14 protein-coding genes are annotated in these 14,835 nt (G+C 69.7%); 7 read left to right on the forward strand and 7 right to left on the reverse strand.

Going from position 1 to position 14,835, the window contains the following annotated elements:
- The first annotated feature begins 35 nt into the window (after positions 1-35).
- The gene (locus AU196_RS22410) at positions 36-1,388 is read left to right on the forward strand and encodes a DUF222 domain-containing protein (protein ID WP_231737680.1); all 1,353 of its coding nucleotides are present in this window, start codon (positions 36-38) and stop codon (positions 1,386-1,388) included.
- Here the strand turns inward: AU196_RS22410 and AU196_RS22415 are convergent.
- Entirely contained in the window at positions 1,385-2,530 is a 1,146-nt protein-coding gene (locus tag AU196_RS22415; RefSeq protein WP_059097273.1) for an AI-2E family transporter, read from the reverse strand. The genes AU196_RS22410 and AU196_RS22415 overlap by 4 nt on opposite strands.
- Before the next feature lie 96 nt (positions 2,531-2,626).
- Here AU196_RS22415 and AU196_RS22420 point away from each other — a divergent pair, with 96 nt between their 5' ends.
- Positions 2,627-3,706 carry a lysylphosphatidylglycerol synthase transmembrane domain-containing protein gene (locus AU196_RS22420; RefSeq protein ID WP_059097274.1) on the forward strand — a complete coding sequence of 360 codons (1,080 nt, stop codon included), beginning with the start codon at positions 2,627-2,629 and terminating at the stop codon, positions 3,704-3,706.
- 15 nt (positions 3,707-3,721) lie between these two features.
- Positions 3,722-4,105 carry a DUF3054 domain-containing protein gene (locus AU196_RS22425; RefSeq protein ID WP_059097275.1) on the forward strand — a complete coding sequence of 128 codons (384 nt, stop codon included), beginning with the start codon at positions 3,722-3,724 and terminating at the stop codon, positions 4,103-4,105.
- Here AU196_RS22425 and AU196_RS22430 read toward each other — a convergent pair.
- The 4 genes from AU196_RS22430 to AU196_RS22445 all read right to left on the reverse strand — a co-directional run bounded on the left by AU196_RS22430 (position 4,093) and on the right by AU196_RS22445 (position 7,189).
- The gene (locus AU196_RS22430; RefSeq protein ID WP_059097276.1) at positions 4,093-5,430 is read right to left on the reverse strand and encodes a sensor histidine kinase; all 1,338 of its coding nucleotides are present in this window, start codon (positions 5,428-5,430) and stop codon (positions 4,093-4,095) included. The two genes, AU196_RS22425 and AU196_RS22430, sit on opposite strands and share 13 nt — an antisense overlap.
- A 4-nt stretch (positions 5,431-5,434) precedes the next feature.
- The gene (locus tag AU196_RS22435; protein ID WP_059097277.1) at positions 5,435-6,169 is read right to left on the reverse strand and encodes a response regulator transcription factor; all 735 of its coding nucleotides are present in this window, start codon (positions 6,167-6,169) and stop codon (positions 5,435-5,437) included.
- Positions 6,170-6,174: 5 nt separating this feature from the next.
- On the reverse strand, positions 6,175-6,573 hold the full coding sequence (locus tag AU196_RS22440; RefSeq protein ID WP_059097393.1) for a heme-binding protein: 399 nt from the start codon (positions 6,571-6,573) through the stop codon (positions 6,175-6,177).
- Positions 6,574-6,709: 136 nt separating this feature from the next.
- Positions 6,710-7,189, reverse strand: a complete 480-nt coding sequence (locus tag AU196_RS22445) for a hemophore (RefSeq protein ID WP_059097278.1) — start codon at positions 7,187-7,189, stop codon at positions 6,710-6,712.
- Between the two features lie 313 nt (positions 7,190-7,502).
- Here AU196_RS22445 and AU196_RS22450 point away from each other — a divergent pair, with 313 nt between their 5' ends.
- Genes AU196_RS22450 through AU196_RS22460 form a run of 3 tightly spaced genes read left to right on the forward strand, consistent with a single transcriptional unit; the run spans position 7,503 to position 11,429 of the window.
- Positions 7,503-10,433 carry an MMPL family transporter gene (locus AU196_RS22450; RefSeq protein WP_059097279.1) on the forward strand — a complete coding sequence of 977 codons (2,931 nt, stop codon included), beginning with the start codon at positions 7,503-7,505 and terminating at the stop codon, positions 10,431-10,433.
- The gene (locus tag AU196_RS22455; RefSeq protein ID WP_059097280.1) at positions 10,430-10,960 is read left to right on the forward strand and encodes an SDR family oxidoreductase; all 531 of its coding nucleotides are present in this window, start codon (positions 10,430-10,432) and stop codon (positions 10,958-10,960) included. The genes AU196_RS22450 and AU196_RS22455 overlap by 4 nt, the downstream gene beginning before the upstream one ends.
- A gap of 40 nt (positions 10,961-11,000) precedes the next feature.
- Positions 11,001-11,429, forward strand: coding sequence for a CoA-binding protein (locus AU196_RS22460; protein ID WP_059097281.1), 429 nt, complete (start codon positions 11,001-11,003; stop codon positions 11,427-11,429).
- Between the two features lie 48 nt (positions 11,430-11,477).
- On the opposite strand, the gene AU196_RS22465 is transcribed toward AU196_RS22460, so the two are convergent.
- Both AU196_RS22465 and AU196_RS22470 read right to left on the reverse strand, forming a co-directional pair.
- Entirely contained in the window at positions 11,478-12,167 is a 690-nt protein-coding gene (locus tag AU196_RS22465) for a hypothetical protein (RefSeq protein WP_059097282.1), read from the reverse strand.
- Positions 12,164-12,778 carry a hypothetical protein gene (locus tag AU196_RS22470; RefSeq protein WP_059097283.1) on the reverse strand — a complete coding sequence of 205 codons (615 nt, stop codon included), beginning with the start codon at positions 12,776-12,778 and terminating at the stop codon, positions 12,164-12,166. Before AU196_RS22470 ends, AU196_RS22465 begins: the two co-directional genes overlap by 4 nt.
- On the opposite strand from AU196_RS22470, the gene AU196_RS22475 reads away from it, so the two are divergent.
- Positions 12,777-14,834 carry a M13 family metallopeptidase gene (locus tag AU196_RS22475; protein WP_197415873.1) on the forward strand — a complete coding sequence of 686 codons (2,058 nt, stop codon included), beginning with the start codon at positions 12,777-12,779 and terminating at the stop codon, positions 14,832-14,834. The two genes, AU196_RS22470 and AU196_RS22475, sit on opposite strands and share 2 nt — an antisense overlap.
- Position 14,835 lies beyond the last annotated feature (1 nt).

Consider the following 14,835-nt stretch of genomic DNA (forward strand, 5'->3'; position numbering starts at 1 on the left):
GGGTTTTGTCGGACCCTCGAACTAGTGTTCGAGGCATGGATGGGGACTTCAGCGCAGCGGTCGACCGTCTGCGGGCGGCGGTCGCCGACCTGCACACCGCCCCCCTCGACGACCTGACCGATCCGCAGGTGGTGGCCGAACTCGACCGCATCAAACACGCCGTCTGGGCGGTCCCGGCCGTGGAGCACCGGCTCACCGCACGCCTGATCGACGCCGACCCCCACGCTTTGGGCGCCACCTCCATCCGGGAAGTGTTGGCCAACCACCTGCGCATCACCCCCACCGACGCCCGCAACCGGATCACCGACGCCACCCAACTCGGCCCGCGCTACACGATTCACGGGGAACGCGTGCAGACCGAGTTGGCGCATACCGCCGACGCGGTCGCCCGCGGCGACATCGGGGCCGCGCATGTGCGGGTCATCCAGGACTTCATCCGGAAGCTGCCGGTCTGGGTGTCAGCCACCCGCCGCGACGACTACGAACGCGACCTCGTCACCCACGCCCTGCAGCTACGCCCGGATCAGTTCAAGCAGGTCGCCGACACCCTGTTGGGGTTCATCGACCAGGACGGCACCGAACCCGACCACCAGACCCTGCGACGCCGCCGCCACCTCCGGGTGGGCCGCCAACAGGCCGACGGGATGAGCCGCATCGAAGGCTGGCTCACCCCCGAAGCCCGCGCCCTCTGGGATGTCATCGCCGCCAAATACGCCGCCCCCGGCCAGAATTTGCCCCATGACGACGCGGTCACCGGCCGCGATGACCGCACCCCCGGCCAACGCCACCACGACGCGCTGACCCGCGCGATGGGCGACGCGATCGCCTCCGGTACTCTCGCCCAGGTCGCCGGCGTACCGGCCGGCATCGTGGCCACCGCCACGCTCAGCGAGCTCGAACGCGCCGCCGGCTGGGCCCACACCGGCGGCGGCAACCGGATCCCCATGCGCGACCTCATCCGCCTGGCCGGCCACTCCCGCCACTACTTGGCGGTGTTCGACGACCACACCGAAGAAATCCTCTACCTCGGCCGCGCCAAACGCTGCGCGTCCACGCCCAACGCCTCGCCCTGTTCGCCCGGGATCGTGGCTGCACCCACCCCCACTGCACCGTGCCGTTCTACTGGACCGAAGCCCACCACACCGACGACTACTCCCAAGGCGGCCGCACCGACATCGACACCCAAACCCTGGCCTGCCAACCCGCCAACCTGCTCATCGAGAAAACCGGATGGACCACCGTGCGCCCCGGCAACGGCCGCACCCACTGGATCCCACCCGAACACCACGACACCGGCCAACCGAGAATCAACAACCACTTCCACCCGCAGCGCTACCTCACCGACCCCGACGACGAGAGCGGGGACGACGGAGAGGCCGCGTAGCTAGTCGACCTTCTCCTCGACGTCGTCCGGCTTCGCCTGGATACGCGGTCCGTCGTCGGCCTCGAGCTGCTGCACCTCGGCCTGCTGGTCGCGGGCGAGCAGCACGCGTATCGCGCTGTTGAGGAAGGCGACCGCGGGCACCGCGAGCAGCGCCCCGACGATTCCGGCGAGCACGCCGCCGCCCGCGATCGCGAGCACGACGGCCAGCGGATGGATGGACACCGCGCGGCCCATCACCAGCGGCTGCAGCACGTGTCCCTCGAGTTGCTGGACGGCCAGGATCAGGCCGAGGGTGATCAGCGCGTAGACCAGACCCTTGGTCAGCAGCGCGACGATGACCGCGAGGAACCCGGTGACCACCGCGCCGACCAATGGGACGAACGCACCGAGGAACACCAGCGACGCCAACGGCAACGCCAACGGCACCCCCATGATCGCCAGACCTGTGCCGATTCCCACCGCGTCGACGAGTGCGACCAGGAACGTCGCGCGCACGTATCCGATGAGCGAGTGGAACCCGGCGCGGCCGGCCCCGCGCACCCGCTCGCGCACCTCGGGCGGGAAGACCTTGGTGACGAAACTGAAGATGTTGCGGCCGCCGTGCAGCAGGAAGATCAGCGTGAACAGGACCAGCAGCGCGCCGGTGACGATCTCGGTGATGGTTCCCGCGGTGGACAACGCCCCGCTGGTCAACCGCTCCTGGTTGTTCTGCACCGCCTCGATCGCCGCGTTGCCCGCGTTGTCGATCTGGTCGCGGCTCAGGTTCAGCGGCCCCTCGACGAGCCACACCCGCAGACCGTCGATGCTGCGGGTGACCTGTTCCCCGAGCGCAGGCATGCCTTCGATGAACTGGCTGACGACGAACGTGAGCAGGCCGCCGACCACTGCGATGCCGCTGAGAAGCACCAACGCGACCGCCCCTCCCCGCGGGGCGCCGCGGCGGTCGAGGAAGTCGACCGCCGGCATCAGCAGGGCGGCGAGCATGGTGGCCCGCGCCACCGGCACGACGATGATCTCCAACTGCCTGATCACCCACAGCACCGCGACGAGCGCGCCGAAGATGATCAGCAGTCGCCACGACCATGCGGCTGCCTTGCGGACGAGCGGCGACACCGACTGGTCGTCCAGGAACACACCGTCTGACATGCGACGAGCGTAACCGTCGTCACTGCCCGCTCCCTGGTGACGGCGCGCCCGCGCAGGCAGGCGAAACCGCGCAGGCACACCGTTACTCTGTAGGGCGTGTCCCACGACGCGACGGCGAACGACGCCAAGCGAGGACGGGCCGACCCCGACGGATCCACCCGCGTAAAGTACTGGTGGGTCCGCTGGGCGATCATCACCGTCGCCGTCGCCGTGCTCACCGTCGAGGTGGTGCTGGTGTGGGATCAGCTGGCCAAGGCCTGGAAGAGCCTGCTCTCCGCGAACTGGTGGTGGGTGCTGGCCGCCGTCGTCGCGTCGCTGGCCTCGATGCACAGCTTCGCGCAGATCCAGCGCACCCTGCTGCGCTCGGCCGGGGTGCACCTGCGGCAGTGGCGCTCGGAGGCGGCGTACTACGCGGGCAACGCACTGAGCACCACCATGCCCGGCGGCCCGGTGCTGTCGGCGACCTTCCTCTACCGGCAGCAGCGGCTGTGGGGCGCCAGCCCGGTGGTGGCCTCGTGGCAGTTGGTGATGTCCGGGGTGTTGCAGGGCGTGGGCCTCGCGCTGCTGGGCCTGGGCGGCGCGTTCATGCTCGGCGCCAGCAAGAACCCGCTGTCGCTGATTTTCACGCTGGGCGGCTTCGCCGCGCTGCTGGTGCTCGCCCAGGCGGTCGCGAGCCGTCCGGAGCTGATCGACGGCATCGGCGCGCGGCTGCTCGCCCGGTTCAACTCGCTGCGCAACAAACCCGTCGACACCGGGTTGGCGAAGTGGCGAGAGTTGCTGCAGCAGTTGGAATCCGTGCAGTTGGGCCGCCGCGACCTCGGCATGGCCTTCGGGTGGTCGCTGTTCAACTGGATCGCCGACGTCGCCTGCCTGGCGTTCGCGTGTTACGCCGCGGGCGGTCACCCCTCGCTGGCCGGTCTGACCGTCGCCTACGCCGCCGCGCGCGCCGTCGGCACCATTCCCCTGATGCCCGGCGGGTTGTTGGTGGTGGAGGCGGTGCTGGTGCCCGGCTTGGTGTCGAGCGGGATGACGCTGGCCGGCGCCATCTCCGCCATGCTCATCTACCGGCTGGTCAGCTGGATCTTCCTGGCCGCCATCGGCTGGGTGGTGTTCTTCTTCATGTTCCGCACGGAGAAGGACATCGACCCCGATGCCGTATCCCCCGACCCGAAGTGATGAACGTGAACACCCATGCCGACCGTTGACCGCCGCACCACCGCACTCGCCCTGTCGGCCGATCTGGTCAGCGTCGTGGTGTTCTGCACGATCGGGCGGCGCAGCCACGCCGAGGGACTGACGGTCGCGGGCATCGCCGAGACCTCGTGGCCGTTCGTGGCGGGCACCGCCGTCGGATGGCTGGCCGCCCGGGCCTGGCGACAGCCGCTCTCGCTCGCTCCGACCGGCGTGATCGTGTGGGTGTGCACGATCGTGGTCGGCATGGTGCTGCGCAAGCTGAGCGGTCAAGGCGTCGCGGTCAGTTTCATCATCGTGGCGTCACTGGTCACCGCGCTGCTGCTGCTCGGCTGGCGAGGCGTGGCAATGGCGTTGCGGCGCAGGCAGATTCAACGCAGCTGAGGGTCCACACCCTCGGGCGAGGTGGACACCGTCAGCGTGGCGCGTAACCCGCCGAGTGGGCTGTCCTCCAACTCGATTGTGCCGCCGTGCAATTCGGCCTGCTGCGCGACGAGCGCGAGGCCCAGGCCAGATCCGCCGGGTGCCGCGGTGCTACCCCGCCGGAATCGGCCGAGCACCGTCTGGTGTTCCTCGGCGGGCAGGCCCCGTCCGTCGTCGTCGACGACGATGGTCAGCCACCCGTTGGTACGCCGCGCGGTGAGCACCACGCGCCCGGCGCCGCCGTGGGTGATCGCATTGCGCACCAGGTTGTCGACGGCCAGACGCAGCCCGTCCGGGAACCCCCACACCGTGCCGAGATCCTCGGCGTCGACCAGGATCTCGACCTGCGGGGCCGAGCGCATGTTCTCCCGCGCGACGCGGTCGAGGGTGTCGGTGATGTCGATCTGCTCCCGGTCCGCGGCCTGGGCCAGCTGACCGGACGCCAGCTGTCCCAGGGCGGTGATGATCGCCTCGACCCGGCGCTGCGCGCGGGACAGGTCGGCGACCACCTCGTCGCGTTCGTCGTCGGGCAGGTCGTGGATCCGCAGCGTGTCCAGATCGGCGCGCATCGCGGTGAGCGGCGTCCGCAGCTCGTGGGCGGCGTTCGCGGCGAAGTCCTGGGCCGCCTGCAGTGAGTTCGTCGTGGCCTGCTGGGCGGCGGCCAGCCGGCGCAGCATGGCCGACATCGCCTCGGACAGTTCCTCGGCCTCCCGGGCGCCCCGCACCTCGGGCATCTCGTCGGTGCCGGTGCTCAGCATCGAGGTCTGCTCGGTGAGTTTGCGCAACGGGCGGATCGCGGGGCCGGCCAATAGCCAACCCAGGCCGCCGGCGATGAGCACCGTCACCAGACCCACCAGCACGTACTCGGGGATGCGGCCACGGCTGAGCAGGATGCTGTCGGCGCGGATGCCGATCGACACCAGCACGCCGCCCTCCTGCTCGACGACGAGGGTGCGAACCCGGTACTCCACGCCGTTGACCTGGACGGATTCGGTGCCCGGCGGAAGCTTCGGCAGCTGGAACCCGCGCTGGAACACCACCTGCCCGGTCGACCGGTCACGCCCCGTGGTCAGCACGCCGCGCCGGGGGTCCTGCAGCTGCTCGGGGTACATGCTCGCGTCGACGATCGAGTCGAGCCGGCGGTCGAGCTGGGCGGCGTCGTTGTTGGCCAGCACCACGGAGGTCAGGATCGTGAACGCCGCCACGACGGCCGACGCGGCGGCCGCGGACGCCACGGCGACCCTGGTGCGCAGCGAGGTCGAACGGAGGACGCGGGGCAACCACACGGCGTCAGGGCTCGTCCCGCAGCACGTACCCGATCCCGCGGACGGTGTGGATCACCCGCGGCAGACCGTCGCGCTCGAGCTTGCGCCGCAGATAGGAGATGAACACGTCGGCGACGTTGGTGTCGACGTCGAAGTCGTAACCCCACACCAGCTCGAGCAGCCGCTGACGCGACAGCACCACGCCGTTGTTCTCGGCGAGCACCGCGAGCAGGTCGAACTCGCGTTTGGTCAGATCGACCCGTTCCCCGTCGACGAACACCAGGCGGCGGGCGGTGTCGATGGTCAACGGCCCGACCGTCATGGTGTCCGACGGACGGTCGGAGTGGTGGGCCCGGCGCAGCAGCGCATGCAGCCGGGCCACCAACTCGCCGAGGTCGAACGGTTTGGTGAGGTAGTCGTCGGCGCCCGCCTCGAGTCCGGCGATCCGGTCGTTGACGGTGTCGCGCGCCGACAGCACGCAGATGGGGATGTCGTTGCCGAGTGCGCGCAACGCGGTCACCACGGCCACACCGTCGAGTTCCGGCATCTGCACGTCGAGCACCAAGGCGTCGTGCGATTCGGCCGACAGCAGCCGTAGCGCTTCCTTACCGTTCGCGGCGACGCGTACGTCGAACCCCGAATGCCGCAGTCCGCGCGCGACGGACGTGCGGACATCGGGGTCGTCGTCGACCATCAGCACCGTGCGACCGGGGGTGTCCTGCGCTGCGTGTTCGGGCTGCTCCCCGGATTCAGCCCGCACGCCGACTACGGCGTGTCGATCTCGTCTTCGGGCGGAGTCGCCGTGCCGCACCGGTTCTTCAGGTCGACCAGCGGCTGGCGGATGCCGGTCAGATCTGCCTTCACCTGCGGGTTGGCGTTCAGGTACTCCTCCACCTGGGGCCGGATCTGGTCACGCGACTGGCCCTCGAGGCTGGTGAAGAAGTCGTTCACCGGCGGGTGGGTGAACAGGTACGCCGACGTGGACGCGGAGACGCCGGAGGCGACACCCGCAAGATCGGCGGCGGTGCAGTTCGGCGGCAGCGGCGGAGGAGGCGCCGGCTGGGCCATCGCGGGCACCGCGCCGAACATCATCGCACCGGCAATCGCGCCGATGCCGGCCGCACCAGCTACCACACGTCGTGCGGTACGGGCAGGAAGCAACATGGACATGCTCCTTCATCTGATCTGAGAGGCCGAAACCACGATGGTTGACGGCACAGCACAGCTAATCAGAATCCGGGCCGACTTTCCTGTCTTAACGTAAAGAGCAGGGAAAAAGTCTGATCTTGGGTCGCCGAGGTCAACGCTGGCTGGTCGCGACGGCCTGCGATCCCGCCGCCGGCGACACCGGGGCAGGCGCGGCGGGCTGGGCCGCGCCGCTCTGCTGTGCGGCCTGCATGAGACCGAGCACCTGCGGGATGGTGACGGGAAGCTTGCAGCGCCCGGACAGGTTCGTCAGCGGTTGCTGCAGCTTCTGCATGTCCGACCCGACCTGCGGGTTGGCATCGAGGAACGCCTTGAGCGAGGCGAGCGACGCCGGACCCGCCTGCTGCTGGGCGATGGTCGTCAGCGCCTGATCGGTCTCCGGATTGGCGGCCAGGTAATTGGAGGTGTTGGTGGCCACGGCGGCGACGGTCTTGGCGACCTGGCTGGCCGCGCACGGGTCCGGTGCCGCGGTCGCCGGTGTCGCGGGCATGGTCAACGCGGCGGCGGCGACACCGCCCGCGGCGGTGACGGCGAACGCGGCAAGGGCGGTTCGGCGCAGGCTGATCGATGGCATGGCACTCCTGGAGAAGGTCCGGACGTCTCCGGACATCGCTGTAGGTCCCCCGACGCTTGGACAGCCGACGGCCATCCTGCCATCCGCCCGAGGGACCTCGCCAATCCGACGAGCCGCCGATCCCGCCCCCGCGGCCCGTGTAACACCTGCGACGCGACGCGCGAGATCGGTATCAGGGCAGGTTAAAGGCTTGGTCACAGCTTGCTCGCAGCTGGGTTGAGGGCGCGGTACCTTACCGCACGCTGCGGTACGCTCTCGCTCAGCAGGCCGCGAAACGCCGGGAAAGTACTCAGGAGACACCATCCAGCAGTTCATGATGCGCTTGAGCGGCACCCTGCGCAGATTCCGCTGGGCGGTCTTCGGCGCCTGGGTGCTCCTGCTGCTGCCCTCGATCTATCTCGCGCTCAACCACTCGTCGAACCTCACCGGCGGAGGTTTCGAGGTCGAGGGGTCGCAGTCGCTGCATGTGCAGTACGAACTCGAGGACCACTTCCCCGGTCAGGGCGCGTCACCGCTGGCGCTGGTGGCCGCGCCCCGCGCCGACGCCTCCTACGACGACATGACCGCCGCCGTCGCGCACCTCGAACAGATCGCGGGCGAGGTGCCCAGCGTCAAGATCTCGCCCAATCCGCAGCAGCCGGCGCCGCAGCCCGATCGGCCGTACGTGATCACCCTGTCGCTGGACTTCAACAACACCGGCGCCACCGACGTGGCCAAGGACCTGCGCACCAGGGTCGGCATCGACGGCGAGGAACCCGGCGAGTTCCGCGACGGCAAGGTCAAGATGTACGTGATCGGCCAAGGCGCGCTCGGCGCGGCGGCGTCGGGCGCGATCAAGACCGACATCGCCCAGGCCGAACAGTGGAACCTGCCGATCGTGTTGATCGTGCTGCTCGCCGTGTTCGGGTCGTTCGCCGCCGCCGCGATGCCGCTGCTGCTCGGCGTGTGCACGGTCGCCGTGACGATGGGCCTGGTCTATCTGCTGTCGACGATCACGACGATGTCGGTGTTCGTCGCCTCGACGGTGTCGATGTTCGGGATCGCGCTGGCCGTCGACTACTCGCTGTTCATCCTGATGCGGTTCCGGGAGGAGCTGCGCGCGGGCCGCGACGCCCAACAGGCCGCCGACGCGGCGATGGCGACCTCGGGGCTGGCGGTGCTGCTGTCCGGGATGACCGTGATCGCCTCGGTCACCGGCATCTACCTGATCAACACGCCCGTGCTGACGTCGATGGCGACCGGCGCCATCCTCGCGGTGGCGGTCGCGGTCCTCACCTCGACGACGCTCACCCCCGCGGTCCTCGCGACGTTCGGCCGGGCCGCCGCCAAACGCTCGTCCTATCTGCATTTCTCGCGCCGTCCCGACACCACCCAGTCCCGGTTCTGGACGCGCTGGACCGGATGGGTGATGCGCAGGCCGTGGGTGGCGGCGACGGCGGCCACCGTGGTCCTGCTCAGCATGGCGGCGCCGGCGTTCATGATGGAGCTCGGCAACAGCATGCAGCGCCAGTTCGAGCCCACCCACGAGGTGCGCGGCGGCGTCAACGCCGCGGCCGAGGCGCTGGGCCCCGGCGCCCTCGGGCCCGTGCGGGTGTTGGTCACCTTCCCCGACGGCAACCCCGCATCGGCCGCCGCCAAGGACCCCACCCTCGACGCGGTGCGGGCGAAGATGACCGAGGCGCCCAACGTCGCCACGGTGTCGCCTGCGGAGTTCGGCGACGACTACCGCAGCGCGCTGCTGTCGGCCGTGCTGACCGTCGACCCCGAGGACAAGGGTGCCCGCGAGACCGTCGACTGGATGCGGGCCAACCTGCCCTCGACGGCCGGGCCGAATGTCTCCGTCGACGTGGGCGGGCCCACCGCGCTGATCAAGGACTTCGACGACCGGGTCTCCCAGACACAGACGCTGGTGTTCGGGTTCGTCGCGCTGATCGCGTTCCTGATGCTGCTGATCTCGATCCGGTCGGTGGTGCTGGCCCTCAAGGGTGTGCTGATGACCGTGCTGTCGGTCGCCGCCGCCTACGGCAGCCTGGTCGCCGTGTTCCAGTGGGGGTGGCTCGAACCGCTGGGCTTCGAGCCGATCCCGTCGCTGGACAGCACGATTCCCCCGCTGGTGCTGGCGATGACGTTCGGCCTGTCGATGGACTACGAGATCTTCCTGCTGACCCGCATCCGCGAACGCTTCCTGCAGACCGGTAACACCCGCGACGCCGTGGCCTACGGCGTCAGCACCAGCGCCCGCACCATCACCAGCGCGGCGCTGATCATGATCGCGGTGTTCATCGGTTTCGCGTTCGCCGGTATGCCGCTCGTCGCCCAGCTGGGCGTGGCGTGCGCGGTGGCGATCGCCGTCGACGCCACGATCGTGCGGTTGATCCTCGTGCCCGCGCTGATGGCGATGTTCGACCGGTGGAACTGGTGGCTGCCCAGATGGCTGGACCGGCTGCTGCCCTCGGTGGACTTCGAGAAGCCGCTGCCCAAGGTGCAGATCGACGATCTGGTCATCATCCCCGACGACATCTCCGCGCTCGGCCCGTCCGGCGCCGACCTGCGGGGCATGGTGAAGTCCGCCGCGCGGATGAAGAACCTGGCGCCGGAGACCGTCACCGTGGCCGACCCCCTCGCGTTCAGCGGCTGCCAGCCGATCAAACAGCGGGTGGTGGCCCGCAACGGCGGCGACCAGACGGTCCGGTTGCGCACCCCGGGGCGCCGCGGCCGAAACGGCCACCCCGACGGCAACGGGTCGACCGTGCGCACGACGCTGCCGGTGCACCCCGTCACGCTGTGGCGCGGGCGGCTGTCGGTGGCGCTCGACGCGCTGGAGACCGAGGCGGACACCGAGCGGGCGCCGGTGGAGCGGCGCGGCCCGGTGGAGACCACGAACGTGCAGCTGCCGACCGGCGACCGGCTGCAGATCCCGACGGGCGCGGAGACCCTGCGCCTGAAGAGCTACCTCATCATGTGCCGCAACAGCAGCCGCGACTACGCGGAATTCGCCGATCTGGTGGAGTCGATGGAAACGCAGACCGCCGCAATCGTGCTGTCCGGAATGGACCGGTATTACTGTGGGCAGCAGCCGAAAAAGCAGTGGGTGGCCACCCAGCTGGTGCGCCGCCTGGCCGATCCGCAGCCGTCCGATGAGCACGACGCCGCGATCTCGGACCCGGACGCGGAGTCCGACTGGGCACTGGTGCGGCAGCGATGCCTGTCGGTGGCCGTGGCAATGCTCGAGGAGGCGAGGTGACGTTGACGAGCGACGCGCGGGGGACCCGCCGCGACGCTGCTTCCGACGAGACCCGTCCGCTCACGGCGGCGTCCCGGCGCGCGTCGATCGACGACAGGCCGGTGGAGTTCTGGTCCACGGCGGCCATCCGCGACGCCCTCGAGACCGACGACCTCACGGTGTGGCAGCGGATCGTCACCGCGATCAAGCGGGATCCGTACGGCCGCACCGCACGCCAGGTCGAGGAGGTCCTCGACAAGGCGAAGCCCTACGGGGTGTCCAAGGCGCTGGCGGAGGTGCTGGTGCGGACCCGTGAGCAGATGGCGGCCGCCGAGCGCGCCGAGGTCGGCCACCATGTGCAGCTGCTGCTCAACCGGTCGGGACTCGGCGCTCCGGAATTCGCGTCGCGCATCGGTGTCGCGGTCGACGAGTTCCAGAGCTACATCGACGGTGAGGTCAGCCCGTCGGCCTCGTTGATGATCCGGATGGGCCGGCTGTCGGAGCGGTTCGCCAAGATCCGCGCGCAGCGCGCCAACAACCCGCGCTGAGGCGTGCGTCGCGGCGGCGGTGACAGGGAATGCTCGAGGTATGAGCGAAACCGCTGAGTGGATCGAACCGGAGCACGACGACCTGCGGCGCATCATGCGCGAGACCCGCACGGTCGCGGTGGTGGGCGCGTCGGCGAATCCGATGCGCCCGAGCTACGGGGTGTGGGACTACCTGCGCTCGGCCAGCCACTTCGAGCTGTACCTGGTGAACCCGACGGTCAGCGAGATCGACGGGACGCCGGTGTATCCGTCATTGGCCGATCTCCCCGTCGTGCCCGACATGGTCGACGTGTTCCGGCGCAGCAGCGAACTGCCCGGGGTGCTGCGCGAGACCATCGCGGTCGGGGCGAAGACGCTGTGGCTGCAGCAGGGCCTGTGGGACGAGGACGTCGCGCGCGACGGCGTCGCCGCGGGTCTTCAGGTCGTGATGGACCGCTGCCTCAAGGTCGACTACGCCCGCCTGCTCTAGGGATTTCGGTGTGGTTCGTTGCGCTGAGCGCGACCAACTACACCGAAATCACCGGGCGTGGATCGGCGTGACGTCGTCGACCATCCAGCGCCCGTCGGTCTTGGACAGCGTGACCCGTAGCGCGAGCACCGCGTTGTCCACCGGCTGACCCGGAACGCTCTGGGTTCCGCGCAGCACCACCGCCACGCTCGCGACCTGCGGGCCGATCGCCTCCACTCCCGCCGACACCGTGCTGGCCTGGGCGGAGACGTTCTTGCTCGTCAGCTCCTTGGCCACCCCGGCGAACTCGTCCTTGAACGCCTGGGCCCGCTCGGGCACCATCTGCGCCGCCGCGCGGTCGATGGAGGCGGTCGGGCTCTGCGGCGAGAACGTCGCGGTCGCCTCCGAGACGCTGCTGGCGATGCGCACCACCTCGGCGCTGTCCGCGGTGAACGCGCGGTCGGGCACCGTCCAGCGCTGGTAGCCCAGAGCGACGGCGGCCACCACCGCGACCGTCGCCAGACCCATCACCGCCAACCGCAGACCGGGCCCGTCGTCGTCGGTGCCGACGGTGACGCCGTCGCGCCGCGCCAGCACGACATTGACGATCACGGCCTGCACGATCAGCAGGCACAGCACCGAACACACCGACACCCACCACAGCGGCCAGCCGAGGGTGAGCCCGATGTACAGCAGCCCCGCGATCGCGGCGACGGGCACCAGGACGTCGAAGACCAGGACGCGCAACCGGTTCCTCATCGGATCGGCTCCAGCCGGGAGATCATCAGCTTCCCGTCGACGTCGGAGACGTCGACGCGCAGGGTCCAGCGCACGGTCTGCGGCTCCTTGTTGCCGACGTTCTCGCTGATCGACGTCGCGACCACCAGAACGGTGTCGGTGCGGGAGGCGAACGCGGACAGCTGCGGATCCGGCGGGGGCGCGAGCGCGGGCCCGCCGTCGGGACCGGGCGCCGGGTGGTGCAGCGATTCGATCGAGACCGAGTCGACCTGACCGGTCGTGCGGGTCTGCAGCCGCTGCACGAGCTGACGGTACGGCTCCACCGCGGAGTCGAAGTCGGCGTTCAGATCGCCGATGGTGTTCTCGTGCAGCCGCTGCATGCTGGCGTCGACGGTGTCCTTGTTCATGTTGACCAGCACGCTGGTCCAGTCGGCGGCGGCCTGCAGCACGCGGGTCTGGTAGGCGCGTTCCGCGGAGTCCTCGCGGTGCCCCGACCAGATCATCGCGGCCAGCACCACCGCGGCCACCGAGAGGGCGGCCAGCACGGCCGAGGCGACACCGAATCCGGTGAACACCCGGTCATCGGCGGATTCGGCCACGTCGGCACGCTCGTCGGTGAGCTCGTCGGGCATGGCCGTGAGGGTACCGGTGCGTTTCTGGCAGCATGTGGGGGTGACGGTAGAAGCGATCAGATCAGGCATCGACCTCAGTTACCTCGACACCGCGGCCCGCGCGCAGGACGACCTGTTCGGGCACGTCAACGGCCGCTGGCTGGCCGAGTACGAGATCCCGGCCGACCGGGCCGCCGACGGCGCGTTCCGCACGCTCTACGACCGCGCCGAGGAGCAGATCCGCGATCTGATCACCGAGGCGGCGGAGTCGAACGCCGACGAGGGCACCGACGAACAGCGCATCGGCGACCTGTACGCCAGCTTCCTCGACGAGGCGACGGTGGCGCGGATCGGTGTCCAGCCCCTGCTCGACGAACTCGCGCTCGTCGACGCCGCCGACAGCCCCGACGCGCTCGCGGCGGTCCTGGGCGGCCTGCAGCGCACCGGCGTCGGCGGTGGCGCCGGGGTGTACGTCGACACCGACTCCAAGAACTCGACCCGCTACCTGTTGCACTTCAGCCAATCCGGGATCGGGTTGCCCGACGAGTCGTATTTCCGCGACGAGCAGCACGCCGAGATCCTCGCCGCCTACCCGCGGCACATCGCGGCGATGTTCTCCCTGGTCTACGGCGGCGACGCCACCCAGGACCACGCCGAGGCGGCGGAGCGCGTCGTGGCGTTGGAGCGCAAGCTGGCCGCCGCGCACTGGGATGTGGTCAAACGCCGCGACGCCGACCTGACCTACAACCTGCGCACGTTCGCCGATCTGTCGGCCGAGGCGCCCGGCTTCGACTGGGGCGGCTGGCTGACGGCGCTGGGCGCGTCCACGCCGGAACGCCCGGAGGCCGTGGCCGAGGTCGTGGTGCGCCAACCCGACTATCTCACCGAATTCGCCGCGGCCTGGTCGAGTGAACCGCTCGAGGACTGGAAGCAGTGGGCGCGGTGGCGCCTCGTCCATGCCCGCGCCTTCCTGCTCACCGACGAACTGGTGGCCGAGGACTTCGCGTTCTACGGACGCCTGCTGTCGGGCACCGAACAGATCCGCGACCGGTGGAAGCGCGGGGTCTCGGTGGTGGAGAACCTGATGGGCGAGGCGCTCGGCAAGCTCTACGTACAGCGCCACTTCCCGCCGAATGCCAAGGCGCGCATGGACGAGCTGGTCGCCAACCTGCGCGAGGCCTACCGGGTGAGCATCAACCGGCTCGAGTGGATGACGCCCGAGACCCGCGAGAAGGCACTCGCCAAGCTGGACAAGTTCACCCCGAAGATCGGCTACCCGGCCCGCTGGAAGGACTACTCGCAGCTGGTCATCCGCCGCGACGACCTCTACGGCAACTACCTGCGCGGCTACCAGCTGGCCTCCGACCGTGAGGTGCAGAAGCTCGGTGGCCCGGTGGACCGCGACGAGTGGTTCATGACACCGCAGACGGTCAACGCCTACTACAACCCCGGGATGAACGAGATCGTCTTCCCCGCAGCCATTCTGCAGCCGCCGTTCTTCGACGCGGACGCCGACGACGCCGCCAACTACGGCGGCATCGGTGCGGTCATCGGCCACGAGATCGGGCACGGTTTCGACGATCAGGGCGCCAAGTACGACGGGGACGGCAACCTGGTCGACTGGTGGACCGACGCCGACCGCACCGAGTTCGGCGCCCGCACCAAGGCGCTGATCGAACAGTACGAGCAGTACACGCCGCGCGAGCTGGCCGACACCGACGGCCACCATGACGCGCATGTCAACGGCGCGTTCACCGTCGGCGAGAACATCGGCGACCTCGGTGGTCTGTCGATCGCGCTGCTGGCCTACGAGCTGTCGCTCAAGGGCGAACCGGCGCCGGTGATCGACGGGCTGACCGGCGTGCAGCGGGTGTTCTTCGGCTGGGCACAGGTGTGGCGCACGAAATACCGTTCGGCAGAGGCGATCCGGCGACTCGCCACCGATCCGCACTCACCGCCGGAGTTCCGCTGCAACGGGGTCGTCCGCAACATCGACGCGTTCTACGAGGCGTTCGAGGTCGACGAGGGCGATGCGCTGTACCTGGAGCCCGATCGCCGCGTCCGCATCTGGAACTAGC

It is taken from the genome of Mycobacterium sp. IS-1742, from assembly GCF_001500125.1.
Lineage (GTDB): Bacteria > Actinomycetota > Actinomycetes > Mycobacteriales > Mycobacteriaceae > Mycobacterium.